We start from the raw sequence: 26,996 nt of genomic DNA on the forward strand, positions 1-26,996 counted from the left end.
AGGGCAGGCCATGCAAATTAATAAATCACTACTTTTAGGGCTGTGTAGCGTCATCTGCTCTGGCATGGCTAACGCGGCAGTAGAAGGCTTTTCGTATACAGACACCAACGCTACAGTGAAAACCACTGAGGGCTCGCTCATTAACCCTCAAACTGATGCGATGGTTTACCTCTCTGGAGGGCTTGATAACAAACTTAAGCTATCAGTCATCAACACCAGTGGAGTGACGGTGTTCAACAACACCACAGATTTTATTCGAGTTTCTGACAGGTTAAGCTTTTCTGGACGAGAATTTTACGGAAAATCAATAACTATCCCCAAATTGATGGATGGTTTGTATAGCCTTAAAATCGAAACGATTAACAGTTCTGGTACAACAATTGATCAGTATACAAAGGTTGTTGAAGTTGATACTGAGGGACCTATCATTGGAGACTGGTATGGAAATGGAACAGGCAATTATGGTGCCGAAACAGGGTCGAATGAGATTTGGTGGCTAAATACACAAAACACCGGCGAAGATTCGAAAATTTGGATAACGGATGTAAAAGGTGCGGTTTCAGGTTCTGTCATTGTACAAAAACTAAATTCCGATTCCATCGTATTAACAAGACCCATGGTCATAGACCAAGCAGCATTCAAAGCTGTGATAAATGCACAAACAGACTTATCAGATATATTACCGTCAAATAACGCTACTGATCCATATTCAATGCAGGCTCAGCTATATGATGCCGCAGGTAACATCACTCGTTCAACTGTCAAAACATTCTATTACGACAACTATGGTGGGGCTCCATCTTCTCCTTTTGCAGTCTTCGACCCGGATGCAAACTTGGCTGAAAGTGTATCTAGTTCATTTGTAGGTTTTGTAGCTTATACGCCAGGCATGACAGTCAAAACCAACCCCGTTCGATTGTTATATAGAGTACCAGTAGATAACGTTCGAGACGCTGGAGTGAAAGGGGGGCTTGCTCTCGCGAACTCAGTGGGAGCGACAAATGTTATAATTAATGGTGAATACGGTTATTTTGATATGACAGCGCCATTTGGATATAACAACGCAAACCAAATTAAGTGGGTTGATTTTGGTCGATGGATGGCAGGCACTATCCAATACAATTTGTCATTGTCTGAAACTGCTTCAAAATCCCCAGTGTTGACGTCAGCAACATTTTTGTTAAATGACGTTCGAATGTCTATTACGACAGGGATCATGCATCATAATTCGATTTTGCCAGCTACAATGACTGATTTTGAGCTTCGGGTGCAGCCGCGGGATTACGTGCAACGCGCAAGTTTTCGTGGATATTCTTGCGACATTCCAGCAGGTGAGTCAATTTGTAGCTTAACGGGTTTAACATATGAGATGACCAAAGGTGGATATGGCTATTTGCACGATGCTATCGGTGTTGTGTCAGTGGGCCTGCCGATGGGAACACTTTACGCGAATTACAGCTACGGCGAATCAACCTATAACGATGCTCAATACCCGCAAATGACCAGTTTTAAAGTTGATACGACAACTAACACTCTTACTGCATTTGTTTATCTACCGGGTGCAGGCAGTTGGTTTGAAAGGTTAGTCATGAAGGCCGCTAGAATTAAATATGGTACAAAATATTTAGACCCTATTAGTTCAATTCGCAACGGTGTTAATTGGGAATACGTCTTTAACTTAAATTCTCTGCCGACAGGAAACCATTCACTAGAATTAGAGATGGTCGAGAATCACGGGCCTACCACTGTGTCCCCGCTTCAAACATTCAAAGTAGAAAACGCCGCACCAACAATAAGCATTACCAATTACGGTAGTGCAGTATTCAATGACATTGTCGGGCTAGATGACTTGGTAGTGTCCATTGCAGATGAATCAAGCTACACCATCGATAGTGTTATTATCTCCGGCGGCTCAGCTAACGACACGGTTTATTTGGCCACTGTAAGTAAAGGCAATAACGTGTATTCATTGCAATATCCAAGGCTTTTCCCATCACTTACATCCGGTGAGATTTATACTTTAACGGTGAAAGCTACCGACGTTTTTGGCAACCAAGGCGTTAGTAGCAAGAGCTTTACTTATCAGCCGCCTAACATAGTAAATGTAGGCTCATTAACCACTCTTGCAGTATCTAAGGATTTAGCTAGCTCTGTAGACAATCCTGTCAGTGAAGTCGTCATTAATGATCTGAGAACAGTTGAAAGCCAGCTCGCTTCGGGACCGCAAGATGCTTTATTTACGTTACGCACTGATGCTGAAATAAGTGTTCAAGTACTTGGTCAAGTAGTAAAGCCTGGTCAAACGGTAACGCTAAACCCTGTTGCCAAATCGGGAGTGGTTAAATTTTCGGTGTATCCCGCTGTGAGTGGTCAAAAAGGAAAGGCGCAGTTTTTATTTGAAATATTAGAAGTGAAGAGCAGTATCTAAAACTTTGATTGACTTAAAATACTGAAATACGGATTGCGCAGAAGTTTTTTGAAAAGGCAGTACACCGATGTGGTCACTGCCATTTCAGTATCAAACTTTAATACTCAGAGAGAGACTTTACAAATGATGGAGTTTTTCAAAACTTAATGTAGACGTAAGCGTCCATTTTAGGACGTATTGACGCCTTATAGATTTCGGCCAAGCATCCTGGCTAGATGTCTTTCATGATCTGCACCAGTCCTGGTGGGATTTTCCACTGGCGGTTATCATCGCTGACCACCATCACTGATTTCTTGTTGATTTTGATAACCACGCCGAACACTTGGCCTTCTTTGGCCTTGAAGTGGACTTTTTGGCCTAAACGTAGCTGGCTTAGAACATTGATGTCGTTTTGCAAACGTAAGTAGTCTATCCGCTTGCAGATGAGCTCGTTCAGGTCATGTAATTCGTCTAAGGTTAGGTCTTCTATGCGCATATCGCCTCCGTCTGGAGGCTATTCTACCGAAGTGGCGGGTAAAGCAAAGAGGTCTGAACGCAGTGGATTATCGGCGAACTGGGTTTTCCAATACCGTGGCGTCAGTTCATGCACCAGGCTGGCAGGGTGTTGGCTGATACGTAGCAGTACATCGGTCAGATAATCGTTTACATTGATATCATGCAATCGACAAGTGACTATCAGGCTTTGGATAACGCCAACATGCTCAGCACCGATTTCTGTCCAACAGAACAACCAATTTTTTCTCCCCATGGGTATGGGCCTGAGCGCCCGCTCCAGATGGTTTGTATCCAGCGGCACATCGGGGTCTTCTAAGAAGACACGCAGTGCCATTTCTTTGCTTTGTACATAGCCAATCGCTTTGTAGAGGGGGTCTTTTGGCAGCAGCGTCAGGTTATGCAGGGTGTCATCACACCACGTAAAGAAGCGGTCAACCACCGGTTTACTGTGCGCAAGCCGGTATTGGCGTTTTTTGTCATCCGTGAGCTTTTGGTTTCGGATAGTCTCTTCTATCTCATACAGCTTGGCGATTAGGCTTATCGCTTCTTTGGCCGGTTGTGGCCAGCTGTTTTCGGCTGCAATAAATTGCCGGCGACTGTGCACCCAGCACTGGGCATGGGTTAAGCCCTCATTCGCTTTTATATAACTGGCATAGGCGCTGTAGCCATCGCTTAATAAAGTCCCTTTAAAGCGATGTTTTAATATCTCTTCTATATGTTGCCGCCCGCGGCTGGTGGAGAAGGTAAAAACAATTTCATCCTTATCACCATACACCGGCCAGAAGTAACTTTGCTTCATTTTGCCCGGGCCTGCTTTGCCTGCTTTAATCGGCGTCTCGTCCATTGCCAGCACCTGGCTTTGTAAGATGCTGGTCAGCATCGCATCCACAATCGGATAGAGTAAATCAATACCGCGTGCCACGATGGTGCCCAGTGTGCTGCGGCTTAAAGTAATGCCCGCTGCGGCTAAGCGCTGGTGTTGGCGATACAGCGGCAAGTGGTATTGGAATTTATCCACCAACATGCCGACGATAAAGCTCACATCCGCCACGCTTTTATCCAGCACATTGAACGGCGCTGCGCTTGGCAGGATAGTGTCGCTGTCTTTGTGTTTGATGATTTGCCGGTCATAGCGCAGCACGTCGAAGCTCGCTGGGCGCTGTGCTAAGCGGAAGGTGCTTTTTACGCCAATCACTTCATACTGGTCGGCATCTTCCCCTTTTAACTCGTCTGGTATCAGCGTAATCACTTTCACCGGTACGTTATCGTTAAATCGCAAACCACTGTCATTAACGCAATCATCCGGGCGCTGTTTGCCTTTTCTGCGGGTGTAGGTGGTATATTCGGTTTCACCTTCGGGTTGGGCCAGTGCTGGCACCATATCGCCCAGTAAGCTTAACTGCATACCCAATTCCAAGGCGCGCTTTTCTGACTTCTGACCAAACAACTGCTTCTCAAACCAGGCTAAGCGTTGCTGAATGCCTGCGAAGGTTTCGCGCAATGACGCATGCTCAGTTTCCAGCTTGCCGTACTTTTCTGACCAGGCCTGATTCTCTGCAGAAGCCTGTTGCAACAAACTCTGCAGGCGCGCGATTTCACTGGTCAAATTAACCCGTGTCTCGGCGTCCGCTGCCACGTTGGATGAGGATGAAGGCTTGATTTTCATAGCGTCAATTATACAGACTTATCAAGCGATTGACTGCCCATAGCGCTTCGCTTGTTTCTGGCGAAGTACGGTAATTCCGTCAACGATCATTTGCAGGGTGCAACCGGTGAGTGATTGGATCCCACTCGGATGCGGTTTCACCGGAAACTGACCTTGCTCGAGGCGCTTAGCCCAGACACAATAGCCTGAGCTTTCGAAGTACAACACCTTCATCTGGGTTTTGCGGGCATTGATAAACACAAAGTACTGGCCGCTTTGTGGATTATGGCAAAGTTTATTGCGCACCAGGGCACTTAAACCGTTAAAGGATTTACGCATATCCACGGGTGTGGTGCACAGCCAGATTTTTTGGTTGGCAGCAGGGATAAACATTATTGCTGGCTAAGGGTAAGTTCAACGCCATTGCCCAGTGACAAGACGATATGCCAGCGGGTGTTACCGTGATGTGCAAGCGCGGATAAATCGATAAACTGTGTATCCTGGTGCACATTAGCTTGCTCAGTTTGTGGTGATAGACGTTGCCGCCATTTATAAAATGACATGGTGCTCAGTTGATGGGTTTGGCAAAACTCAGTGATGCTCAGCTCTGATGTGTGCCATAAGTCGATTAATTGCTGCCATTGTGCAGCGTTGCGGTAAGCTCGCTTTGCCATATCACTCTCCTGTAATGATGAGTGCACAGCTTATCGCGCGATCTTAAGTGGGAATAGGACGTCCTAAAATGGACGCTTACATGTAGACAGCTCTCAAAGCCCTATTGACGCTTTAAACAGATGCAAGCCCTAATCTATTACAATTCTCTTTGTATCTTGCCCCAAAAAATTCAAGTTGTTCCTCATTTGGGTTTAGAAATTTAAATCGCTCATCAAAACCATCTCCATTCATATACCAGGGCCGGATTATACATTGTTAAATTGGTTAACAAACCTATCCAGTCGAACGAATTTCATTCGATTATGGATGATTTATATCAATCAATAATCTCGCATTAAGTCGACTTAAGAACAAAATAGCTAAATGTTAACAGAATTTACAAAGCATAATCTCACCCTGGGATAGTCACTGTGCATTGAACTTGCTGACCTGTCTGATTTGACAAACCAATATAAAATACATGGTAATGATGTTTTTCTTCCATTCGTGATTTTCCGCTCTCTTACTTTGATTCAACTATCAGCTTTTAATTCTGTCGATCACCTAGGTATTTAACTAGCTGGTTTAAGCGATTGTTCATCTGCTCAACATCCAAGACCTTTAGTGCATTTTTTACCGCACCAGTGAATGAGGGAATACTTGTCGCTGAAACCAAACCATGACATAGCAGCATACCTAGGAACAAGTACTTAGCTAAAACATATAACCATACATTGACATAAAATGTACTCATAGTCTGACAAATAGGAGCAACTATAAAATAACTAAAGTGAGAAACTGTAATTTTACTACGAATGTCTATTAAACCTTAGCAAAATCACTTTGGGACAATTCTGAGTTAAAGTCTTAACTCTAATTCGTCAATTTCAGATAAAAATTTCTATGGGGATAATACCCTCTTAAAGTAATAGAAAAACAAACTCCTAAATGGGTATCTTTGAGATCCCAATCAATACTATGTACCGTATTGAAATTTTAACCTTACAGTCGTTTACGACTCAGAGAAAACCAAGTTTGTTGCTATGACTATGTAACTGGCCTATTAGGTTTGCAAACCGCAAAAATTAGATGTCAACTTCTTCCAGGCAGTCATCATCGTAACTAAGTAATGTATAAATAAACCCGTCTTTGAGTACAATTGAGCTTGCATATAACTCCAGTAACTTCATGCCATCTCGCTCTGGTGTAACCCAATCTATCGGGTCTACAACGTCAAAGTCACTAGGAAATGCCTCTTGGCTGACATTTGTACAAGAATCCAATTGCTCTGAGGATAGGTTAGTTTGGTTTATATAAAAATTAAAATGCTTTGTAGGAACAAAACGCTTAAATTGCTTGTTTTGGTGGATTACCATCGCCACAGGCGCTTTCTCAAGCCATGATAGTCTTCTAAAAACAGCCTCCAAAGAGGTGTCGCATAGATCGGATATTTGTTTGATGTTATGCCAGTTTACGTCGCCATCAGTCAAAGACTTAACCAATCGCTTTGGCATTAGTAGCCCAGATGCAAAGCCATTAGCTTGGCGTTCGAGCGGATCTTTAAAATAATCTCCAAGCTCAGAGTTGCCACACGCAAAATCTTGAGAGGAGCCTTGCATTATGTGCATACAAACGTGGCCTGCTTCATGTGCCGCAGTGAAATTTAGCCGCCGAGAATCTGGAATATTGCTATTAATAATAATTCCAGCCCCATCTTGACTACCGATTGCCTTACCTAAAAACTGATCGGATACAAATGCATGGAATTCCATTCTGATAGGAAAGCTTTCGTCTGAAACGGCATTAATAAATTGAATTACTTTGATCGGTAACTGATCAAAACCCAGATCTTCAAGTAAAGATTCGGCCTCCATTGCTCCTTTTTGTTCTTCCATACCAACTCCTTACTTCTTGGTGAAGCGTTCCATCATTTCTCGCAATATACGCTGATCCTGTTCTGGCAGCTTATCAAGTTCTCCCCATTTTCGGTAGAACTCAATCGTTTTATCTCCAGAATCTTCTGGTGCATCTTCTCCTGTTATTTCATAAGGTTTAACACCCAATGCCGAAGCGATTTTCCTCAGCACAACAATAGTTGGCATTCGGCCTTCGTCCTTTTCGATCATGCTCAGTGCTGCCGCTGTTATCCCAGCTTCGCTAGCGAGCCTTGCCTGTGTCCAGCCAAGTAATTCTCGCATGTGCTTTATGTTTTTGCTGATAAGTGCGGCTTGCTGAAGTTTGTCAGCCATAAAATAACCCTCCGTTAATTTTTATATTAACAGCAGTTGATCTATTTAGCTAGAAGGCGTATGTTTGTAAACGATGGTTAATAAATTAACTTCTGTTAATAACCAGCGAGAGCGACATAGGTGTAGGTGCAGACCTTGTTCACCTGTGAGTTTGTCTTAGAGAGATTTGCAGTGAACAAATTTATAAGAGGTAGCTAACTATGTCTTTACAAAACCAATTCTCAAAATTTCACGACAAAATTAAATTAGGACGAGAGGATGATACTTACCGGGAAGCCAGGTCGAAGGACTCTAGTATCCTGGATGATTTAAGGGATGAATTTAAAAACGCAGGTTATCCAATAATTGAAACGTTTATTCAAGGTTCTTTAAGCACGCATACAGGCATAAAGCACCCAGTGGCTGACTTTGATATCGATAGAGCAGTTGTTATTGATGCAGATAATGCTCCTGATGATCCGGTTGAAGTTAAAAAACTTGTTCTAAAAGTTTTGGAAAAGCGTGGTTTTAAAAACGCAAGAATAAAAAAGCCTTGTGTCACTGCTGACTACATGAATTTAAACCTACATATCGACATAGTCATATACCGGAAACTAGGTCAGCAGTATGAACTGGCAGTCGGTAAGTTGAACTCAAATGTAGAAAACCGTGTGTGGTCTCCTGCAGAGCCAAAAAAACTGATAGAACATATTAATGATAGCAGCCAATACATCGGCTCTGCAGACCTGAAAATCAGACAGGTCAAACGTTTGGTCAGATACGTAAAACGCTGGAGAGATGAAAAATTCGGCCAAAATGTAGGCAAAAAAGTGTTTTCAATTGGACTCACACTAATGTTGAAAGATAAGTTCAGTCCATCTATCAGCAATGACGGTAAACTCAGTGACTTGCAATCGCTACGCGACACTGTTTCAGCAATTTTGAATGCCAATTATTTCCAGTGGGTTGATGATGGTAAGTACAAAATCGATGTGCGGTTACCGGTTCAACCATACAGAAATGTTTTTGAAAACAGTAGTATTGACACAGGAACACAGCTCTATAACAAGCTAAATGCAATGTTGACTAAACTCGATCAAGCATTAAACGAAGATTCTTTGCGTAAACAATGTGAAATCTTGCAAGGACTGTTCGGTGGTGACTTTGAAGTACCAGAAAAGGAGCAAGACAGTAATGCCAAAAAAGTGGCTTACAGTAGCGCTGGGGTAGTTGGAACGTCACAGGGGGCATAGTGTGCTAAGCGAAATAAAACAGCACCTTATCAACCAGGGCTTCAACTGCACAACCAGTGAAGTAGCTGGAGGTGAGAGGATCGTAGTGGAAACAACGATCCTTAATCATGGTATACAATTAATGCTGGTAGCAGATCCTCCCTACTACCGCCTGCCCGAATTTTTCTTAATTAACCCTGATTCCATTGGCAGGTTGGCTCATGTCTCTGTTCATGAATATGCAGGGATTCAGATTGGCACTGTTTGTGTTAATGCTCCAGAGTCACTGTCAGTAAATTTCGAACAACCACTATTAGTCGTAGAAGAATCGCTTCGGAGGCATATCTTGTTGTTAGAGAAATGCATAACGAATCCAGATTGGAACCATAGTGAATTGCTTCGTGAGTTCTCCAGTGAATGGTTGCGAATCTGTGCTCCAGATAGCTTTAAACCCCTACTGGCAAATATCGCAAGGCCGGTTCTACAAACATTATCGGTATATAGGCCAGTAGGTGGCAAGCAATTTGGCATCGAAAGCCACTATATGGTTCATCCGGCTGACGATTCGCTTTCGGTTATCAGTGATATTCAATTATCTATAGATAAGGGTAATCGACGCATAGCAGGAAAAGCGGTTGTTATTCCAATCGAGACACTTACTCCTGCACCTAAACATTCAGATGCTCTCGATGAATGGTATTTAAATACAATATCTTCGCTACCGGTAAAGGTTAGAAGTGATTTACAACAAAAATACGGTCAATGGCGTGAAACTGCTTATTGGCTCGTGTTTACTGCCAAAACTGTTAATGATGAACGTACTTGGTTCGCACTGAAACTTAGCGGTAAAACCAAAAATGCGCTACCACTATCAGATGAAAAGCTGAAAAACTGGAAATTGGAAGCTTTACCAATACGGCTATTCAATCAAGAGAATACTGTGGAACGTGGTGGAGGCATTCTGTCGTTAGCAGACAAAAAGGTAGCAGTGATAGGTGTTGGCTCAGTAGGCTGTGAAATTGCGCATAAGTTATCTGCTGCCGGAGTCAGGCATCTTACGTTAGTAGATCCTGATGTATACGAAATCAATAATCTGTATCGCCATGTTTTAGAACAGCATTGGGTAGGAGCACCTAAAACCGCAGCCCTAAGTGTCGCTCTTCAACGACAATTCCCCTGGTCTTGTGCACAATGGAAATTAGATAAACTGATGGAGTTTGCTCGCAGTAGCCGTATGAATGATTTTGACCTGATTGTCATTGCTATAGGCAATCCGACCCAGGAACGGTTGTTTAAACAATACCTTTTGGATAACAACTCAAAAGTTGCTGTCATGAACAGTTGGTTGGAAGGTTTTGGCGTTGGCGGCCACGCAACATTAGATATCCCTAGTTCAGAGGGATGTTTATTGTGCTCTTACGTTTGCCAAGAAACAGGTGTAAGAGGGCTTGTGTCAAATATGAATTTTATCGAACCCAATCAGGTAACCATGAAAAATATCGCTGGCTGTGGGGAACAATTTATTTCATATGGCGCAGCAAGTTCGGCTCAAACAGCTGTAATGGCAGCAAATTTGGCCATTCGGTATTTGGAAGGCAAACAAGCAAAGTCATGTAAAGTCAGTTGGAAGGGCTTAGATGAAGATGCAATGGCGGAGGGCATCAGGCTGACTCATCGTTACTACAATTTCAGCAGTTCGCTTGAATACTTACCTTTGGTTGATGAGGACTGTGATGTCTGCACTCATTGAGCAAGATACGGGCATCAAAGATACGAAAATTTACCTTTCCGAAGAACTAATTGACGTTTGGTATTCTTACAGGCAGATGTCACGTGATAGAAGTGAAGCTTTTGGAGCATTAATTGGTTCTCAGTCCGCTGACGCTAATGAATTTTGGCTAGAACACTGTACTACCCCTCAGAAAGAAGATTCTGCCACCAGAGTTAACTTTAATATGCGTGCTCCTCATCACCAGAAATCAGTTAATTCTTATTACGAAAGTTCGCATGGCAAACTAGGCTACTTGGGTACATGGCACACACATCCTGAACCAACACCCACCCCATCGTATATAGATATTGCAGATTGGAAGAAATGCATAAAACGTAACCCTGACAGAGAATTAGTCTTTGTAATTGTTGGTCAGAAAGACGTCTGTATCTTTCGGGAAATTAACGGGTCATTTAAACGAATTTTTAAGGAACAAATCGATGACTGACGAGAGGCTACATTTTCATCAAGCATGTTTTTATCCCATAGAGTCAATTGACAAGCTCGCAGAGTTTCTATTGGGCATTAAGACTTTTTTTGTGTGGGAGCATGTTGGATTACTTACCGATGAGCGTGTAAAAAACCAGATATATATATTGTATTCACATGAGTTCCGAGCCAGTTTTCGGCTTAACGTAATTGATGCGGAGCTTAAGGATGCTCTAACATTGATGGATTGTGGGGATAGTCTTGAGGTTCGCCACCTCCAGGGTCGCAACATATCTCAAAACGAATATGGAACAATAGAGTCGCTATTTAAAATATGGAATTCCTGTGTTAGCCAATCTAGAGTCTTGCCAGTCAATGACGTTATCGACTATATCTCTAGGAATATCGAACAGCGATTTAATAAAGGTCGTGGTAAAGATTTCACACAGTCCACAATTAATCAAGTGATGCGTGATAGTCATGGCTATTGTATGTTTGAAGGCTGCGGGGATAGATTGGATATTGATGATCTGACGGGGACATCTGGTAACTATTCATACTTGGCTCACAATGTTGCGTCATCCGAGAGTGGCCCAAGGGGTATACCTTATCTATCCGAAGAACTTTCTAATGAGCCAGCTAATATCTTGCTTCTATGCGACAAACACCACCGATTAATAGATCGAGTTGCGTGTGCTGATTACCCTGCATCCAGACTTACTCAAATGCGAACCGAGTTTTTAATTAATACTGAGAAATTACTTGAAGGACTGAGTTTCCAGCCTATTCCTGTATTTTCAGTTCTTTGGCCGGTAGGAGGCCATGTTGTTTCTCCCCCTGAATCAAGAGACATTGCAGGAAGCTTATCTAGGTTAAGAACTCGCATGAGAGGAGCATTGAATAATCTTAGTGACAATGAACGCCGATACAGAACCAAACCTGAACGGTTTACCAAAGAAATGGATGAAATTGTTACAGAGGAAGCAGAAACCATAGTTAATCAAACAAAAAATTATGGATATCGAGCGGCGCTATTCGCATTTGGGCCAATGCCTGCTTTGATCGGATTAGGAGCGTGTCTAGGAAATAAATCTGAAATCACGCCAATGCTCAGATACCGAGATGGAAACTGCTGGGTTTGGCCTCAGGATTCTCGCTCAGAAACACCTTACAAGGTGAACTGGAAGAGCGAAATAGGAAAATCATCAGAAGTCACGATCTCTATAGCATTAACTCAATATCCTGAAGTAATGAAAAAGACTGCAACAGCTCTCGGTTATCCTGAGATTGAAATCGTAGCCAAGCAAATGGGTAATGCGGCGATCCCGCATCCGGAAAACGGGTTAGAATTAAAAAGTGAACTTCATGCAATACTGCAAAAACTTCATGACCAATTTTCTGTGAAGCGTGTTCACTTGCTCATCTGTGCATCTAACGCTGCTTGTGTATTCATAGGTCAAGCCTTTGATCTCTATCAGCCAGCACTTCTTGTATATGACTTCGATGGTGACGAAATGAGGTCTAAACTGTCGATAACTCAAGTAAACGGAAAAGTTAATCTATCAATACCTCAATGAGTAGCCATCGTTAGAAGAGCCACTCTGTAGCATTACTAAAATTTGGTCAACTGGCGGTTTACAGAGGAGTAAGGATACATATGACTTTTAAGATTTTAAGCATTGATGGCGGTGGAATACGAGGGGTTTACCCTGCGCACATACTTAAATGTTTCGAAGAAAAACTCGGAATCAATCTCTTAGAGTCATTCGACATGATAGCTGGCACTAGTACGGGTTCCATAATAGCGGCTGGTGTTGCCTGCGACATCCGCGCAACCGAAATAGTTAACATGTACAAAGAACATGGCGAAGATATTTTCAAAAAGAAAAAGTCGAGAATACCTTTTAAGAAGCTTCGAAACATTACGCAACCGTTGCTTGAAAGCGTCTATGACTGTGGCAGTTTATATAAAGTTCTTAAAGGTGTTTTCAACGATAGTACGCTTGGGCAAATTGCCAAGCCTCTGATTCTACCTGCAACGGATGTTGGTAACGGCGGAGTTCATGTATTTAAATCGGCTTATGACCCAACGTTTAATCGCGATAGGTTGGTCAAAGTCAGAGATGCTGTTCTAGCATCTTGCTCAGCCCCAACATATTTTGACCCTCATAAAGTTGATGAGTACTTGTTATCAGATGGTGGTCTGTGGGCAAACAACCCAGCATTAGTGGCTGTTATCGATGCCCAAAAACGACTGGGGATAAATTACGATGATATACAAGTGGTATCCATCGGCACCGGTCATTCCAAAGTCGCCTATGGTTTAAAGCACAAGGGAGACTGGGGTCTTGCAACGGGCTGGAGGCATAAAGAATTTATAAGTTTCATGCTATCGCTTCAGAGCCAAAGCGCGTTGAATTATCTAAAGCTTCATTTGAAGCCTGAGCAAATATTAAGAATTGATTTTGAGTCAGATACTGATCTGCCACTCGATGACGTTTCTGAAATCGATAATTTGATCAGTTTAGCCGACAAGAATTTTACATATGGAAGTAAAGAGATTAGCAACTTTGTCTTAGGAGGAAATGTATCGTGACTCAAATAGTTTCTAGGGAAGAGGCCCTATTAACAGCGGCGAAAAAGTTGGATATTTCACCGACTAAATATAAGCAAGCGATTGATCGCTTTAATTCAATGAAAACGCACCTAGAGCAAGGTAACTATCCTGGAACATTTCGTGTCCCAGAGGTATACCTTCAAGGCTCTTTTAAGCTTGGAACAGAAATCCGCCCATTCAAAAATAGTAAAGATGCAGATTATGACATTGATTTGGTCTGCAACTTGGGGCATTCAAAACAGGCTGTACTAGCCTCCACTGTAAAAAATCAGGTTGGGGAACGGATTAAAGAGAATGGCACTTATTCCCGATTGTTAGATGATGAAGGAAAGCGCTGCTGGACTCTTAACTATGCTGAAGATGATGGGGTTGGATTCCATATGGATATACTCCCTTCTGTTGTAGAAAACAGTTTATTAGCCCGACCTCAATCAATTGCAGCTACAAATAAAGATCAAGAAAACAGCTACTCTTGGACAACGAGCAACCCGAAAGGATTTGCTGCATGGTTTTACGAAAGAAATGGCACTGTATTTGAACAAGCAAAATTAACTCAGAAACAACGCATCTTCAACAATCAAAGACAGTTGTACAATTCGATTGACGATGTTCCAAATATCCACGTTAAAACGCCGTTGCAGAGGGCCATTCAGCTATTAAAGAGACACCGTGACGTAAGGTTTTCACAATCAGATATTGAAACCTTCAAACCAATCTCAATGATCATTACTGTATTAGCTGCCAATAGTTATAACAATGAAGCAACTATCTATGACACGTTGAGAAATCTAATATCATCTTTAAACCAGCACTCTCATCAATTAAGCAATAGCTTTGTTTTTAATGATTACTACGCAAGAAATACCTACACATTGATAACTCGCACATCTGATGGGAAGTGGCTTATCCCCAACCCTGCTAATCCGGGAGAAAACTTCGCTGACCGATGGCATGAGGATGATAACGCAAGAGCAAAAGCTTTTTTCCGATGGGTGGATTGGCTCAGAGACGATTTCATCAATATTGATACCTTTATCGAGGAAGATAAGTTAACTAAGTCACTTGTTGATGTATACAAACCAACAAATCTACCTGCACTAAGCTTTAATGTGCCCCATAAGGAACAACTTCGATACCCTATTGTTGCAAACATATATTCAGCGAATATAAAAGCAAGTTATAAATCCAACATATATTGGAAAGAGTTTCAGTCTGGACAGCCTTTACTCAAAGGAAAGGAGTTAAAGTTCAAACTTAAGACTAATGTTCCTGCACCGTTCGACGTTTATTGGCAGGTAGTAAACACAGGTCAAGAGGCGGCAAATGTAGGGCAGCTTAGGGGGGAAATATCTACTCAATCAAACACGTCTGCAGACGAAATTTATCGAACAGAATCCACCTCCTACACTGGTGATCATTGGGTTGAGGGATTCGTCATCAAAGATCGTGTATGCGTTGCGAGAACTGGTGAATTTGTCGTAAGCGTCAGAGATAGGTTCGCTGTATGAATAACGTGAACTTCCAAGAAGAATTAAGTGCAAAAACTACAACACTTACGCTGCTAACTAATCTAGGCGTTGTAACATTACAAAAATTTGGTCAACTGATGAAATTCTGTAATGACGGCAAAAAGTTTCTCTGGCACGCTTTGGGGCAATATTGATTTACATTGGGAAGTGGTCATTTTCATATGATTCAATCAACGAAATCCATTTTTCAAGTTCGTCACCTTCGGCGGTATTAGGCAATGCATCAAACAGTTCGTCAATTCGCTTTAAAGCAGCTCGATACTCTTCTTCAGAACTTATTGATTTCTCTACACTATAAGGAATGACCTCTTTTCCAACAGAGGGGGCATCAAGCAATTCTGCTAAATCATTAGGTATTGGGGCCGTTGGATCACATTTTGAGAGCAATGTATTGAATTTCGAATTCTTCATTTAGTTCCTCCAGTCAAATCGCAAATGATCCTGAATACAATGTGGAGCAATACCAAAATATGGTCAACCCAACAGGACCGAACATTACAACTTCGGCCACAGATAAATTGAAAAGGGTCAAAATTAGCATTTTATCATAGGCAAACAGTCCCACTTGGTTGTGTACTGAGGGCTAAGCAGTTCTCGCCGCATAGCCCACTTTTGTTCGATTCCCTGTGCAGCTAAGAACAGCGTATCACGGCCATACCTAAAGTTAATGCCATCAAGCGCTTGCATCAAAGCAGGATTAGCTTTTGGCGCATTAAATAAGTCGAATTGCTGACGCTTGTCACAAACGAGGTTGATGAGCCCAACTCCGATTTTGTAGTAACGTACACCTTCTCTGAATAATTTGGGTGCAGCCGCTGAGACAGCCTGCGTCATTTCGACCGTGCTATTTGTCGCACATGGGAAATGGATCAGCGTTTTAAAGCTTTTAGGTTGATCATCAAAAGGCGAATTACTGGCGAACAGTAGCATTGATTTGCAACTAGATCCCTGTGCCCTTGCCTTCGCTGCTGCAATTCCAACATGCTTACTCAATGCCTGCAGTAAAGAGTTAAAATCGGTTATCCGCTCACCAACTGAACGAGTTGAAAATATCTGCTGTTTATCGGCTCTTGCCTGATCCCATTGTTTGCACTCGATGCCATTTAGCTCACGAACCGTACGCTCGATTTCAATGCTAAATTGCTTACGAGCATGCCCTGCAGGCATTTGTGCTAGGTCGTAGGCCGTTTTAATATTCATCAACTCTAGTTTTTTACTAATAGGGGACGATAGAGAAAACGGACAAAATCGTACGCTAAGCGTGCGGCCTGTCAGGTTGAGGCCCTAGAGGTTGCAGGCGAGTCGTCAGAAAATGCTGGAATCGGCCCTATTCTGACACTGCCCAAGGTTCCGGCCTGACGCCCAGTTAGGGCATGCCTCAATCTGACGGCTGCGAACCGCCAGGGACAGGCGCAATGTCAGATTCTGTCGCGGCCTTGGCGCGTGCCTGGAAGCGTTCATAGCAATCCAGCCCGCAGAAATGTTCGACGTATTCCGCGCCTTCCGGGGTGAAGGCGGCATCGAGCGGAATTTCTTTGCAGCATACGCAGCAGGTGGTGCAACTGGCAGTGTTCGGGGCGTTTGCGTTCATGGTGGTACTCCTCCAGATTGGTAGCGAAGCTCAAAGCTGCCCACTCTCGGCTGGCTGGGAAGCGGTCATGATCTTCCCTTGAAGGCCCGCAGCAGCCGCGTCACAGACAGGACAAACAAGCCGGTCAGCGTGAGGGCTGCAATACCCCAGTGCTCCCCGATGAACGCGCCGGCCGTCGTGCCGGCTAGCACAATGGCGAGAATCGGCAAATGGCAGGGACAGGTGAGCACGGCCAGCGCGCCCCACAAGTAGCCGGTGATCGGTTTGTGCGTCTCAGACGGCAAGTGCTCTGGGCTGTTCATGGCAGACTCTCCGCGTGCTGTGCCGGTTCGGTTGGCATGGCGGCCAGTTGCATTTCGAGGCTGGCCAGGGCCTCGCGCCGACGCTCGACGAGTTGCCGCAACACGGCAAGCTGCGCAGACGCACCGTCACCGTCCGCAGCATCCAGCGCCCGGCACAGCCGCGCCAGTGCGTCCAGGCCGATACCCGCTTCGAAGGCAGCCCGTACAAAGCGCAGCCGTTGCAACGCGGTGTCATCGAACAAGCCGTAGCCGCCCGTGGTGTACGCGACCGGCCGTAGCAATCCGCGCAGCAGGTAGTCGCGCACGATATGCACGCTCACCCCGGCATCAAGGGCCAGCCGGGACACTGTGTAGGCGCTCATTGAACACCTCCTTTTCCTCATCCGGCGCAGCACGAAAGCTGCTTCACGTCCTTGCTGAAGGTCTGCGCCGCGAGCTTCAGCCCTTCGACCATGGTCAGGTAGGGGAACAATTGGTCGGCCAGTTCCTGCACGGTCATACGGTTGCGAATGGCGAGCACCGCCGTCTGGATCAGTTCACCCGCTTCCGGGGCCACCGCTTGCACGCCGATGAGCCGTCCGCTACCTTCCTCGATGACCAGCTTGATGAAGCCGCGTGTGTCGAAGTTGGCAAGCGCACGCGGCACGTTATCCAGTGTTAGCAGGCGACTGTCGGTCTCGATCCCGTCGTGATGTGCTTCCGCCTCGCTGTAGCCCACGGTGGCGACCTGCGGGTCGGTGAACACCACGGCCGGCATTGCGGTCAGGTCCAGGGCCGCATCGCCGCCAGTCATGTTGATCGCCGCACGAGTGCCGGCCGCTGCCGCCACATAGACGAACTGCGGCTGGTCGGTGCAGTCGCCGGCCGCGTAGATGTTCGGGCTACTGGTGCGCATGCCCTTGTCGATGACGATGGCCCCCTGCGCATTGACGGCTACCCCCGCCGCTTCCAATGCCAGGCTGCGCGTGTTCGGTGTCCGGCCGGTGGCGACCAGCAGCTTGTCGGCGCGCAATTCACCGTGCGTGGTGGTCAGCACGAATTCACCGTCCATATGGGCGACCTGGCTGGCTTGCGTGTGCTCCAGCACCTCGATGCCCTCGGCACGGAAAGCGGCTGTCACCGCCTCGCCGATGGCCGGGTCTTCACGGAAGAACAAGGTATTGCGCGCCAGGGCCGTGACCTTGCTGCCCAGCCGGGCAAAGGCTTGCGCCAGCTCCAGCGCCACCACCGACGAGCCGATTACGGCAAGGCGTTCGGGAATGGTGTCGCTCGCCAGGGCCTCGGTGGAAGTCCAGTAGGGTGACTCTTTCAAGCCCGGAATCGGCGGGACCGCCGGGCTGGCACCCGTGGCGACCAGGCAGCGGTCGAACATCACGACGCGCTCGCCACCCTCGTTCAAACTAACGATAAGGCTCTGGTCGTCCTTGAAACGCGCTTCACCGTGCAGAACGGTGATGGCTGAATTGCCGTCCAGGATGCCTTCGTACTTGGCATGACGGAGTTCTTCGACACGGGCCTGCTGCTGGGCCAGCAGCCGCTCGCGCAAGATCGTCGGCGGTGTGGGTGGCATGCCGCCGTCGAATGGGCTTTCCCGGCGCAGATGGGCGATGTGGGCGGCGCGGATCATGATCTTGGACGGCACACAACCGACGTTGACGCAGGTGCCGCCGATGGTGCCGCGCTCAATCAGCGTGACCTGCGCGCCTTGCTCGACGGCCTTCAGTGCTGCCGCCATCGCGGCTCCACCGCTACCAATGACGACGACCTGCAACGGGCGTTCGTTGCCACTGGGCTTATCAGCGGCCCCTATCCAGCCGCGCATCTTGTCGAGCAGGCCGGCGCGGTTGTCCGTCGGTGGCGCATCGGCAAGCGTTGCCTCGTAGCCCAGTCCGGCCACGGCGGTAGTCAGCGCATCCGATGACGTGCCCGCCTCAATGGCGAGTTGCGCTGTGCCCTTCGGATAGGACACCAGCGCCGATTGCACGCCGGGCACTTTCTCCAAGGCTTCCTTGACGTGAGCCGCGCACGAGTCGCAGGTCATCCCGGTGATTTTCAGGGTGGTCATGTATTTTTCCTTTTCTGTGGTGGCTACGGCTGTTGCCGTCAGCCACGTTGTTCTGGCAATTCACAGCTGTCCGGCCCGCAGCGGCGATGTGCTGGCGAGATGAAATCCCAGACCGACACCCCAACCATCAAGGCCAGGCCGACATAGAGCAGTCCACCGCTCTGCCAGCCGTAAGCCCGCATTAAAAACACCGCTGCCAGCACCAAGATCGGGCCTATCGTGCCGAGCGCCGTGCGTCGCCACTGTCGATGATTGAGCCAAGCGATAGCATTGGCGAGTAACGCGATGCCGGCGAACATCGGCAGCAGGATGCCAATGAATAGCCCCTCGTACTGGCTCAAGAAGCCCAGTCCGATGGCCGCGCCAAAGCTGGCGATGGCAGGAAAACAGGCGGCGCAGCCCATCGCGGAAACGACGCTGCCGAGCGCGCCGGTTTTGCCAGCGATGCGCGTGATGAGTCCCATGTGTCGCTCCCGAGTTCGGTTAACGGATCAGCGTTTGAGGCTGGACGGATAGCCCGCGTCCTCGGTCGCCTTGGTCAACTTCTGGACGTTGGTCTTGGCATCGTCGAAGGTGACGACGGCCTGGCGCTTGTCGAAACTTACGTCGGTCTTGCTCACGCCCTCAACCTTGGAAAGCGCGTGCTTGACAGTGATCGGGCAAGAGGCGCAGGTCATGCCAGGCACGGACAGCGTGACGGTCTGGGTGGCGGCCCACACGGGGGCAACAACGGCAGCGAGGGCGAGGGCGGCAAACAGTTTTTTCATGATGAACTCCTGTGATTAATAGAAAAATGGCATGACGTAGGGAAATCCGAGCGAGACCAGGACCAGCGCGGCCACGATCCAGAAAATGAGCTTGTAAGTAGCTCGCACTTGGGGAATCGCGCAGACCTCACCCGGTTTGCAGGCTTGCGCCGGGCGGTAGATGCGCCGCCAGGCGAAAAACAGCGCGACCAGCGCTGCGCCGATGAAGATCGGGCGATAGGGTTCCAGCACCGTCAGGTTGCCGATCCATGCCCCGCTGAACCCCAAGGCGATCAAAACCAGCGGCCCCAGGCAGCAGGCCGACGCAAGAATGGCGGCCAGCCCACCGGCGAAGAGCGCGCCGCGCCCGTTTTGTGGTTCAGACTTTTGTGGTTCAGACTTTTGTGGTTCAGACTTTTGTGGTTCAGACATACGCTTGTCCTTTCAAATTTGGTTTGGATAGCTTAAGCTTACTTCCGTAGTTATGTACGGAGTCAAGCGATATGCAAATTAATTTTGAGAATCTGACCATTGGCGTTTTTGCCAAGGCGGCCGGGGTCAATGTGGAGACCATCCGGTTCTACCAGCGCAAGGGCCTGCTGCCGGAGCCAGACAAGCCCTATGGCAGCATTCGCCGCTATGGCGAGGCGGATGTAACACGAGTGCGGTTCGTGAAATCGGCCCAGCGGCTGGGCTTTAGCCTGGACGAAATCGCCGAGCTACTGCGGCTGGAGGATGGCACCCATTGCGAGGAAGCCAGCGGCCTGGCCGAGCACAAGCTCAAGGATGTGCGCGAGAAGATGGCCGACTTGGCACGCATGGAGGCCGTGCTGTCTGAACTGGTGTGCGCCTGCCATGCGCGGAAAGGGAACGTTTCCTGCCCGCTGATTGCGTCACTGCAAGACGGAACGAAGCTCGCTGCATCGGCGCGGGGGAGTCACGGGGTGACTACGCCTTAGCGTGCTTTATTTTCCGAATTCTGAGACGACCCCAACTAGCGAAATGTTACAGATTTAATAGGGGTCTTAGTCTGCGAATCTTCATGGGAGACGGGACTAATCAGAGCCCTCGCTCTTGGATAACATTAGACGCTCGCGCGCAAAATTCCACCCATTCCGATAAGGCGGCGTATAGAGCCTTAGCGGCATCTGAGGTTGGCGCGTACTTATCTCTGTCGCAAGCCCATCTGGTGAACCGCTTCAGGGTATGCAGGCATCGTAGTCAGTGTCTGAGGGTCGGTTGAGGTCAATTTTGACTTCAAGAATCTAGACGTGGAGGGGAGGCCTCATGCCCGGCAAGACTTTAATTTCCATTGGCATGAGGCGCATGTTATTCGTGAACAGGCAAGATCCAAGTTTAAGCTTGTTTACTGATATTTTGCGGAGCCGATGAACTTAGAGAAATGCTCGCACCATATTTGGACCGTTGTAAACTCGTTGACGTTGACGCTTGCAGGAATGGTTTTCTTGAAATTCCCGAAGTTTTTCAATTCGCCAATCAGAATTGCTTCTTTCTTTATGTCCAAAAACGATTCTTTGTCGGTGGCTTGTTTCTTTGTCAGGTAAATTTTGTAGTCTGGACCAGGTGCTACATCACCTTTAAATACAATTTCGTTATCCGTAACAAAAAGTTGTCCATTCGCCCAGTGAAGGGCGTCGCTGCCTTTCTGATCTTTCTTGAACTCTCCGCTATACTTTGCCACCTTTTGCACTTCTTCAATTTCGGCGATGGTGGCGTTTTCTTGTGCTGTCAAAATCGGAAGTATATAGATCCCTAGCCCAACTCCCGCGCCAAACAGAGCCAGGTGGGACGCGAGCAGAATTATTTTTAATTGCTTTTTCATGGGTTGCCTCATGCAGTGAGTTATTTGGTGTGTCCATCATAATAGCTGGTTGCAGGATCTGAGTGCAACACGGTTATTGAATTGAAGCGGGAGCATCATGCCGCATCACCACGGCTTCTTGCATCACTTCGCCCATCACCTCGATCGGGCATTTGAAGTCGAAGCGTTTGCGCGGTCGCATATTCAGTTGCAAAGCGATGGCGTCCAGGGCTTCCTGACTATGCACCGACAAGTCCGTGCCCTTGGGCAGGTACTGGCGGATCAGTCCATTGATGTTCTCATTGCTGCCGCGTTGCCAGGGGCTGTGCGGGTCGCAGAAGTAGATCGCCACCCCGGTCCGCTGGGTGATCTCGGCGTGCCGCGCCATCTCCCGGCCCTGGTCGTAGGTCATGCTCTTGCGCACCGCCAGCGGCATGCCATTGAGCGCCGCACTGAAGCCCTCCAGCGCCGAGGTCGCCGTCGCGTCGGCCATCTTGATCAGCATCAGGTAGCCGCTGGTACGCTCCACCAAGGTGCCCACCGCCGAGGCATTGGCCTTGCCCTTGATCAGGTCGCCCTCCCAATGGCCTGGCATCAGCCGGTCTTCGACCTCCGGCGGGCGCACGTGGATGCTGAGCATTTCAGGGATCTGGCCGCGCCGATCGACGCCGCCAGAGCGCGGCCTGCGACTCGTCTTGCCCTGGCGCAGGCAGATGATCAGCTCCTTGCGCAGGCCACCGACCGGCAGGGCGTAGATCGCGTTATAGATCGTCTCGCGGCAGACGTAGGCCTCTCTGAGGCTGGGTATGTTCATGCTGCGCAGCTTGCCGGCAATCTGCTCGGGAGACAAACCCTCACGCAGCATATGGACGACCAGCTCGAAGCGCTCACTGCCCGGCAGCAGCTTGCACTGAGGCCTGCAGACCTGGCGGCGGACCTGCATCTGCTGCTGGGCAGCACAGGCCTGGTAGCGGGTGCCAGGGGCCCGGTTGCGGCGCAGCTCCCGGCTGATGGTCGAGGGGGAGCGGCCGAGCATCCGGGCAATTCGCCGCTGGCTGAAACCTTGGGCAAGGCCGAGTTGAAGGGTCGCACGTTCGGGGATACTGAGTTCGTGATAGGACATAGTGGCAGCACCGTACCGGAAAGGTCAGGTGTTGCACTCAGTTTTTGCGGCCGCCGTGCGTGATATGGCTTTGAGGGGAGGTAGTCGAAAGAATATTGGTATCTTTTGGGAGTTCTAAGTTTCGACCCGTCACTGGTAAATTCTGGCGCATAAGAGCCTCAAGGGTTGGCTGTTTTATTTTATTGTATTCGGCATTAAGCCCAATTTCTTGAGCGTTACGATAAAGCTAAATAACTGTGCGAAATAGTAGATCACTCAGGTAAGGGAACTCAATGCAGTTTGCGCGATCAGATCAGTCGCCAAACAAACCAAACCCACAAACGCATTGAGTATGAACAAAATAGCATTTTTGTACGGCGCTGAACAATGATTGACGATCTAACGCTCCAGAACCAAATCAGGGATCTGGCTTTAGCGAGTCGGAGCGAACCGACCGATGGTTGGCGTACCGAAGAGCTTGACCCTAAGTTGTGGAACGGTTGGCGTAAAATGATTCAGGGGGACCGGCTAGAAATCGCTGAATACGATCTGACGGCTAAGGTTAGCCAAGGGGACTCTCCTAGTGACAAGCCCGGAGTGGTTGAAGGTCTAAAACAAAGAATAAGGGCTTACAACTTTAGTAAACAAAGGACGTCATCAATAGCAGTGATATAAAAAGTTATCTTTGCCGCCCCGATAAGGCTTTACGGGGCGACTAAGTCTCACCCAACCGACAATTCCGATAGTTTCAGAATAAGCTTTGAGTTTTCTAAGATTGGAATTACTACACCACAGCACGTACTCGAGATACTACAAATAGCTTTTTGGTAGGACCGATACCGAATAAATATCCATAATACATCAGGAGAAACTTTTTTTAATTTTCTGTAACCGGTCATAAATCAGTGGCGGATAATTTGCATGATATTCACCACACTCTGGGCAATGCTCTTGTTTTAGGTACGCTTGATTGTCGAGATCTTGATAAGGAAAAACGCTGAAGAGAAGTTCGTGCTGCATAAGCGTTTTATAAAAACTCTTATGATAAGGTGCAATCTCGCTGTCTTTGATTTTGTCGAAATATAGGTCAACGCTGTTCAAAATGCTCATAATTTCTTTAACCCCGTCGAACCTTAAAATGTCGTCATCTTTGTGAATATCAACATCTAAGCTCTCTAGATCCTCAATGAAACATTTAATCGCTCGCCGGGAATGCAAAAGGATCATTTGCGACTTGCCATCAATCATCTTTTCCTGATCGTAGCTAAAATTTTTAATGTTTCTTTCGACGAACATATAAAGTTCGTGAAGCTGATTCAACTCGTGCCTCAGTTGCTCCTTCGTATATTCCTTTTCGATTTGCTGATGGAGGATGCCATTAGCGTCAATCTGAGCTTTTAACACCAGAAAGAGAAGCACTGAACCCAGAATTTGTACAAATGGGCTTGAAATACCTCCAAGAACATCTCCTATTTCGCCATAACCTTTCAAATATTGCAGCGGAAGAAGAGGTGCAAACAAAGGGATAAGCAGGCAAGCCGCACCACCAATGACTATGACCCAGAAAGCTATTTTGGTAACAGGAGAGTTATAGATATTCATTTTTACACCTTTTCAGAATTTTCTTTTCTGTACGCGCTAGGAGTTTTGCCAATTTTTTTCTTAAACAACTTTTGAAAGTGTTCATGTGCCGGATACCCAATGGCTTCACTCACTTCGGGAACAGACTTACCGGATTCTTTAAGCAGCTGCTTTGCTTTTTCAAGCCGACAATAGGTTAAATAATCAAGAGGTGTCATGCCTGACAGCTCCTTAAATTTGACGCTGTAGTTCGTACGCGACATCCCCGCAATCCCGGCGAGATCGTCAAGACCCCATTTTTTATCGAGACTATGATGAATAGCTTCCAAGGTTTTGCTGAGTTGCGGATTTTCGATCAGTTTGAAGAATCCAGCATTTTTATTGGATTTGTACATGTGGATTCTTAACGCTTGCACGAAGATAATTTCGGTCAGCTTTCTGACTAACGTGTTGCTTCCAGGAAGCCCTGATTTTGCTTCCTGCTCTATAATACTTAAAAGCATGGCAAGCCAAGGCGAGTGGGAGTTATCAGCACTCTTGATATGCACGACATTTGGCAGCGAATTTAAGAATGGATGATCGGGTCCGCCATTAAAACAAAAATGTCCGCAAACGACGTTGGCTTTGAGCTTGCTCTGATCACCGTATTCCAAAACTTGAGCTTCGGTGAGGTTGGCTTTAGCTCTAAATTCGACCGCAGGCTCGGCCTTGATTTTTGGTGCACTGGCCATGGTGTGCTCCATCCCTTTGAAAAAGATCAAAATATCGCCCTGCTCCGCCAATGCTTTAAGTTTAAGTTTTGGCACCTCATACCAAAACTCGCCATGAGTCACGATGTGAAATCTCGCTAGATTCTCTTCCTGCGGGAGGCTGATGCCCCAGTCTCCCGCAAATGAGGTTCTATACCAGTAGCTGCTAGTAAGCTCTACCTTATCTAAAATTTCACTGAGAACATCCATATATAGCTCCTACGTAAACTGTCCAATAGGTCATGTTATACGAACTATTGAACATATTATATCTATTTTACATGCTGTAAAGTCAGTCTAATCAGTAAGTGGATGAAAACTAAGGAGGCTTTATGAAACTAGATTATGTGATCGTTGCCGGAGGGTGTTTTTGGGGTCTCGAAGACCTCCTTAGGAGTCTGGACGGTGTGACGTCAACGAAGGTGGGCTACTCTGGCGGAGATTTTGATGATCCTACCTACGCCGATATTATAACAGGGAAAACGGGGCACGCCGAAGCGGTTCGCGTGGAATACGACCAAGACGAAATATCTCTCGAAGAGATTCTACATTACTTTTTCAAAATCCATGATCCGACTACGAAGAATCGCCAAGGAAATGATGTTGGCACTTCGTATCGCTCGGCAGCGTTCTATCGTGACGATGCACAGAAAGCGATTATCGAAAACGTGATTGATGAGGTCAATGAGATCGGTCGCTTCGAGAATGAAGTGGTCACGACCGTCACCCTGGAAAAAGAATTCTACGACGCTGAGGCATATCACCAAAACTATTTGCAGAGGAATCCCAGCGGATACTCTTGCCATTTTGAAAGAGACTAAATCATGAACCAAATGAACGAGGAAAAAATGAAAGCACTTAAGAATGTTGTTATTTATACGAAAGACCATTGTCCATTTTGCGCACGCGTGAAGAATTACCTAACTGCTGAAAAGGTCGATTTCAAACAAATTCGCGTAGACGACGATCCGAAGACTTACCTGGAGTTGAAGGAAAGAACAAATCTCCAAACTGTACCGCAAGTTTTTGTGGATGGAGAATTCATTGGTAGTGCTACAGACTTCTTCTCGTGGATTGATAGCTAAAGAGTGAACCCTAAAATAAAGGAGCAAATATATGTTCAATTGGAAAAGCATTTACAACTACCTGGATAACGGCACTCCCGCGCCTCCCAAAAAAGTAGAAAAGAGCGAGGAAGAGTGGAAAGAAATTCTGACGCCAGCGCAATTTCGGGTCATGCGGATGAAAGGCACCGAACGCGCGCACACCGGAGAACTCTGTTCATTTTATGAAGCTGGAAGGTACGCCTGTGTGGGCTGCGACACCGAACTCTTTGACTCGAACCTAAAGTTCGATTCGGGAACGGGATGGCCGAGTTTTTCTGAGCCAGTCGCAGACAACGTAATTCAATATGAACTGGATACGACCTTCGGGCGCAGAATCGAAGTGCTATGCAATGTGTGCGAAGCCCATCTGGGGCACGCTTTTCCAGACGGTCCTGAGCCATCAGGGGTCCGATTCTGTATTAACTCGGAGTCATTGAAGTTTGTAGAATAATTTTTAAATCGAGGGGGTTTATGAAAGTGAACCTTTTGAAAAAAGGAGCCGTTCGTGTTGATTAAGCTGTTCGGTCATAAAGACTGCCATAAAACCAAGATTTACCATTCGTACTTGCAAGAAAAAGGGAGCCAGTTTGTTTTTTTGGATGTTCATGAAGACGACGCGGCTGCTGATGAACTGTGCTCCCTCTATTCGAACGGAAAGCTGAATTTCCCGACAATAGTGGTTGGGACAAAGAAGCTGAGAAACCCCAAGTTCAAGGACCTTGACAGGTGGTTGGAAGCTTCAATGAAATAATGAGTTTTTTAGAATTATTAATAACTTAATAAGCAGTAAGATCAATGATTACAGCAATTTTCCGCAGTTGTGTTACCAAGAAACATGCTGCGGAGTTTTAGCAAAGATACTTCATCAAGCTGGTGTTGGAAAACGTGGTCTTATCGTCGTTTG

The 26,996-nt window shown here is 46.8% G+C and carries 30 protein-coding genes and 1 pseudogene; 12 read left to right on the top strand and 19 right to left on the bottom strand.

Translation table 11 applies throughout. The features are described 5' to 3' along the window. Window positions 1–10 precede the first annotated feature (10 nt). On the top strand, window positions 11–2,428 hold the full coding sequence (locus ACRN9H_RS17600; RefSeq protein WP_432315455.1) for an Ig-like domain-containing protein: 2,418 nt from the start codon (window positions 11–13) through the stop codon (window positions 2,426–2,428). A 211-nt stretch (window positions 2,429–2,639) separates the two neighbouring features. On the opposite strand, the gene ACRN9H_RS17605 is transcribed toward ACRN9H_RS17600, so the two are convergent. The 6 genes from ACRN9H_RS17605 to ACRN9H_RS17630 all read right to left on the bottom strand — a co-directional run bounded on the left by ACRN9H_RS17605 (window position 2,640) and on the right by ACRN9H_RS17630 (window position 7,471). Continuing rightward, a complete protein-coding gene (locus ACRN9H_RS17605; protein WP_014610306.1) occupies window positions 2,640–2,903 on the bottom strand; it encodes a transposase in 264 nt (87 codons plus the stop codon). 18 nt (window positions 2,904–2,921) lie between these two features. Beyond that, window positions 2,922–4,589, bottom strand: coding sequence for an IS66-like element ISSpu21 family transposase (locus ACRN9H_RS17610; protein WP_101057747.1), 1,668 nt, complete (start codon window positions 4,587–4,589; stop codon window positions 2,922–2,924). 21 nt (window positions 4,590–4,610) lie between these two features. Beyond that, window positions 4,611–4,961, bottom strand: a complete 351-nt coding sequence (gene tnpB / locus ACRN9H_RS17615; protein ID WP_014610304.1) for an IS66 family insertion sequence element accessory protein TnpB — start codon at window positions 4,959–4,961, stop codon at window positions 4,611–4,613. After that, on the bottom strand, window positions 4,961–5,242 hold the full coding sequence (gene tnpA / locus ACRN9H_RS17620; RefSeq protein ID WP_133040548.1) for an IS66 family insertion sequence element accessory protein TnpA: 282 nt from the start codon (window positions 5,240–5,242) through the stop codon (window positions 4,961–4,963). Before tnpA ends, tnpB begins: the two co-directional genes overlap by 1 nt. Window positions 5,243–6,307: 1,065 nt before the next feature. After that, complete coding sequence (locus tag ACRN9H_RS17625) at window positions 6,308–7,117, bottom strand: ImmA/IrrE family metallo-endopeptidase (RefSeq protein WP_011711670.1); 810 nt, start codon at window positions 7,115–7,117, stop codon at window positions 6,308–6,310. 9 nt (window positions 7,118–7,126) lie between these two features. After that, on the bottom strand, window positions 7,127–7,471 hold the full coding sequence (locus ACRN9H_RS17630) for a helix-turn-helix domain-containing protein (protein ID WP_011711669.1): 345 nt from the start codon (window positions 7,469–7,471) through the stop codon (window positions 7,127–7,129). A gap of 200 nt (window positions 7,472–7,671) precedes the next feature. On the opposite strand from ACRN9H_RS17630, the gene ACRN9H_RS17635 reads away from it, so the two are divergent. The 6 genes from ACRN9H_RS17635 to ACRN9H_RS17660 all read left to right on the top strand — a co-directional run bounded on the left by ACRN9H_RS17635 (window position 7,672) and on the right by ACRN9H_RS17660 (window position 15,007). After that, on the top strand, window positions 7,672–8,703 hold the full coding sequence (locus ACRN9H_RS17635) for a nucleotidyltransferase domain-containing protein (RefSeq protein ID WP_011711668.1): 1,032 nt from the start codon (window positions 7,672–7,674) through the stop codon (window positions 8,701–8,703). A 1-nt stretch (window position 8,704) separates the two neighbouring features. Beyond that, window positions 8,705–10,432, top strand: a complete 1,728-nt coding sequence (locus tag ACRN9H_RS17640; RefSeq protein ID WP_011711667.1) for a ThiF family adenylyltransferase — start codon at window positions 8,705–8,707, stop codon at window positions 10,430–10,432. Then, a complete protein-coding gene (locus ACRN9H_RS17645; RefSeq protein WP_049796111.1) occupies window positions 10,416–10,901 on the top strand; it encodes a Mov34/MPN/PAD-1 family protein in 486 nt (161 codons plus the stop codon). Before ACRN9H_RS17640 ends, ACRN9H_RS17645 begins: the two co-directional genes overlap by 17 nt. Beyond that, on the top strand, window positions 10,894–12,459 hold the full coding sequence (locus tag ACRN9H_RS17650) for an SAVED domain-containing protein (protein WP_011711665.1): 1,566 nt from the start codon (window positions 10,894–10,896) through the stop codon (window positions 12,457–12,459). Before ACRN9H_RS17645 ends, ACRN9H_RS17650 begins: the two co-directional genes overlap by 8 nt. An 80-nt stretch (window positions 12,460–12,539) precedes the next feature. Beyond that, window positions 12,540–13,478 carry a CBASS cGAMP-activated phospholipase gene (locus tag ACRN9H_RS17655; RefSeq protein ID WP_011711664.1) on the top strand — a complete coding sequence of 313 codons (939 nt, stop codon included), beginning with the start codon at window positions 12,540–12,542 and terminating at the stop codon, window positions 13,476–13,478. Beyond that, the gene (locus tag ACRN9H_RS17660) at window positions 13,475–15,007 is read left to right on the top strand and encodes a nucleotidyltransferase (RefSeq protein ID WP_011711663.1); all 1,533 of its coding nucleotides are present in this window, start codon (window positions 13,475–13,477) and stop codon (window positions 15,005–15,007) included. Before ACRN9H_RS17655 ends, ACRN9H_RS17660 begins: the two co-directional genes overlap by 4 nt. 156 nt (window positions 15,008–15,163) lie before the next feature. Here ACRN9H_RS17660 and ACRN9H_RS17665 read toward each other — a convergent pair whose 3' ends face one another. The 9 genes and pseudogenes from ACRN9H_RS17665 to merT form a co-directional block, all read right to left on the bottom strand. Beyond that, window positions 15,164–15,439, bottom strand: a complete 276-nt coding sequence (locus ACRN9H_RS17665; protein ID WP_041413367.1) for a transcriptional regulator — start codon at window positions 15,437–15,439, stop codon at window positions 15,164–15,166. Between the two features lie 123 nt (window positions 15,440–15,562). Further along, window positions 15,563–16,249, bottom strand: a pseudogene (locus tag ACRN9H_RS17670) (DUF4113 domain-containing protein); the annotation flags it as partial. Between the two features lie 157 nt (window positions 16,250–16,406). Beyond that, complete coding sequence (locus ACRN9H_RS17675) at window positions 16,407–16,619, bottom strand: DUF3330 domain-containing protein (protein WP_000993245.1); 213 nt, start codon at window positions 16,617–16,619, stop codon at window positions 16,407–16,409. A gap of 65 nt (window positions 16,620–16,684) precedes the next feature. Beyond that, entirely contained in the window at window positions 16,685–16,921 is a 237-nt protein-coding gene (gene merE / locus ACRN9H_RS17680; protein WP_001087807.1) for a broad-spectrum mercury transporter MerE, read from the bottom strand. Beyond that, the gene (merD, locus tag ACRN9H_RS17685; RefSeq protein WP_001277466.1) at window positions 16,918–17,283 is read right to left on the bottom strand and encodes a mercury resistance co-regulator MerD; all 366 of its coding nucleotides are present in this window, start codon (window positions 17,281–17,283) and stop codon (window positions 16,918–16,920) included. The genes merE and merD overlap by 4 nt, the downstream gene beginning before the upstream one ends. 17 nt (window positions 17,284–17,300) lie before the next feature. Continuing rightward, window positions 17,301–18,986, bottom strand: a complete 1,686-nt coding sequence (gene merA / locus ACRN9H_RS17690) for a mercury(II) reductase (protein ID WP_000209296.1) — start codon at window positions 18,984–18,986, stop codon at window positions 17,301–17,303. A gap of 38 nt (window positions 18,987–19,024) precedes the next feature. Continuing rightward, window positions 19,025–19,450 carry an organomercurial transporter MerC gene (merC, locus tag ACRN9H_RS17695; protein WP_000522996.1) on the bottom strand — a complete coding sequence of 142 codons (426 nt, stop codon included), beginning with the start codon at window positions 19,448–19,450 and terminating at the stop codon, window positions 19,025–19,027. A gap of 27 nt (window positions 19,451–19,477) precedes the next feature. Continuing rightward, a complete protein-coding gene (gene merP, locus ACRN9H_RS17700) occupies window positions 19,478–19,753 on the bottom strand; it encodes a mercury resistance system periplasmic binding protein MerP (RefSeq protein WP_000732275.1) in 276 nt (91 codons plus the stop codon). 15 nt (window positions 19,754–19,768) lie between these two features. Next, window positions 19,769–20,164, bottom strand: coding sequence for a mercuric ion transporter MerT (merT, locus tag ACRN9H_RS17705; RefSeq protein ID WP_001294653.1), 396 nt, complete (start codon window positions 20,162–20,164; stop codon window positions 19,769–19,771). 71 nt (window positions 20,165–20,235) lie between these two features. Between merT and merR the strand changes: the two genes are divergently transcribed. Next, window positions 20,236–20,691, top strand: coding sequence for an Hg(II)-responsive transcriptional regulator (merR, locus tag ACRN9H_RS17710; protein ID WP_001166628.1), 456 nt, complete (start codon window positions 20,236–20,238; stop codon window positions 20,689–20,691). Between the two features lie 407 nt (window positions 20,692–21,098). Here the strand turns inward: merR and ACRN9H_RS17715 are convergent, their stop codons facing one another. From ACRN9H_RS17715 to ACRN9H_RS17730, 4 genes are all read right to left on the bottom strand, one after another. Further along, a complete protein-coding gene (locus ACRN9H_RS17715) occupies window positions 21,099–21,575 on the bottom strand; it encodes a DM13 domain-containing protein (protein WP_011711661.1) in 477 nt (158 codons plus the stop codon). 73 nt (window positions 21,576–21,648) lie between these two features. Continuing rightward, complete coding sequence (locus ACRN9H_RS17720; RefSeq protein ID WP_011711660.1) at window positions 21,649–22,677, bottom strand: IS30-like element ISShes10 family transposase; 1,029 nt, start codon at window positions 22,675–22,677, stop codon at window positions 21,649–21,651. Between the two features lie 840 nt (window positions 22,678–23,517). Continuing rightward, entirely contained in the window at window positions 23,518–24,258 is a 741-nt protein-coding gene (locus ACRN9H_RS17725; protein WP_011711659.1) for a hypothetical protein, read from the bottom strand. 2 nt (window positions 24,259–24,260) lie between these two features. Beyond that, complete coding sequence (locus ACRN9H_RS17730) at window positions 24,261–25,196, bottom strand: AraC family transcriptional regulator (protein ID WP_002123001.1); 936 nt, start codon at window positions 25,194–25,196, stop codon at window positions 24,261–24,263. A gap of 122 nt (window positions 25,197–25,318) precedes the next feature. Between ACRN9H_RS17730 and msrA the strand changes: the two genes are divergently transcribed. Genes msrA through ACRN9H_RS17750 form a run of 4 tightly spaced genes read left to right on the top strand, consistent with a single transcriptional unit; the run spans window position 25,319 to window position 26,843 of the window. After that, window positions 25,319–25,807 carry a peptide-methionine (S)-S-oxide reductase MsrA gene (msrA, locus tag ACRN9H_RS17735; protein WP_069785042.1) on the top strand — a complete coding sequence of 163 codons (489 nt, stop codon included), beginning with the start codon at window positions 25,319–25,321 and terminating at the stop codon, window positions 25,805–25,807. A 3-nt stretch (window positions 25,808–25,810) separates the two neighbouring features. Beyond that, complete coding sequence (locus ACRN9H_RS17740) at window positions 25,811–26,071, top strand: glutaredoxin (protein WP_005403706.1); 261 nt, start codon at window positions 25,811–25,813, stop codon at window positions 26,069–26,071. A gap of 31 nt (window positions 26,072–26,102) precedes the next feature. After that, entirely contained in the window at window positions 26,103–26,543 is a 441-nt protein-coding gene (gene msrB, locus ACRN9H_RS17745; RefSeq protein ID WP_005403705.1) for a peptide-methionine (R)-S-oxide reductase MsrB, read from the top strand. Window positions 26,544–26,597: 54 nt separating this feature from the next. After that, complete coding sequence (locus tag ACRN9H_RS17750; RefSeq protein WP_011711656.1) at window positions 26,598–26,843, top strand: glutaredoxin family protein; 246 nt, start codon at window positions 26,598–26,600, stop codon at window positions 26,841–26,843. Window positions 26,844–26,996: the final 153 nt, after the last annotated feature.

This window comes from Shewanella sp. MF08487, from assembly GCF_050848685.1.
Classification (GTDB): Bacteria; Pseudomonadota; Gammaproteobacteria; order Enterobacterales; family Shewanellaceae; genus Shewanella; species Shewanella glacialipiscicola.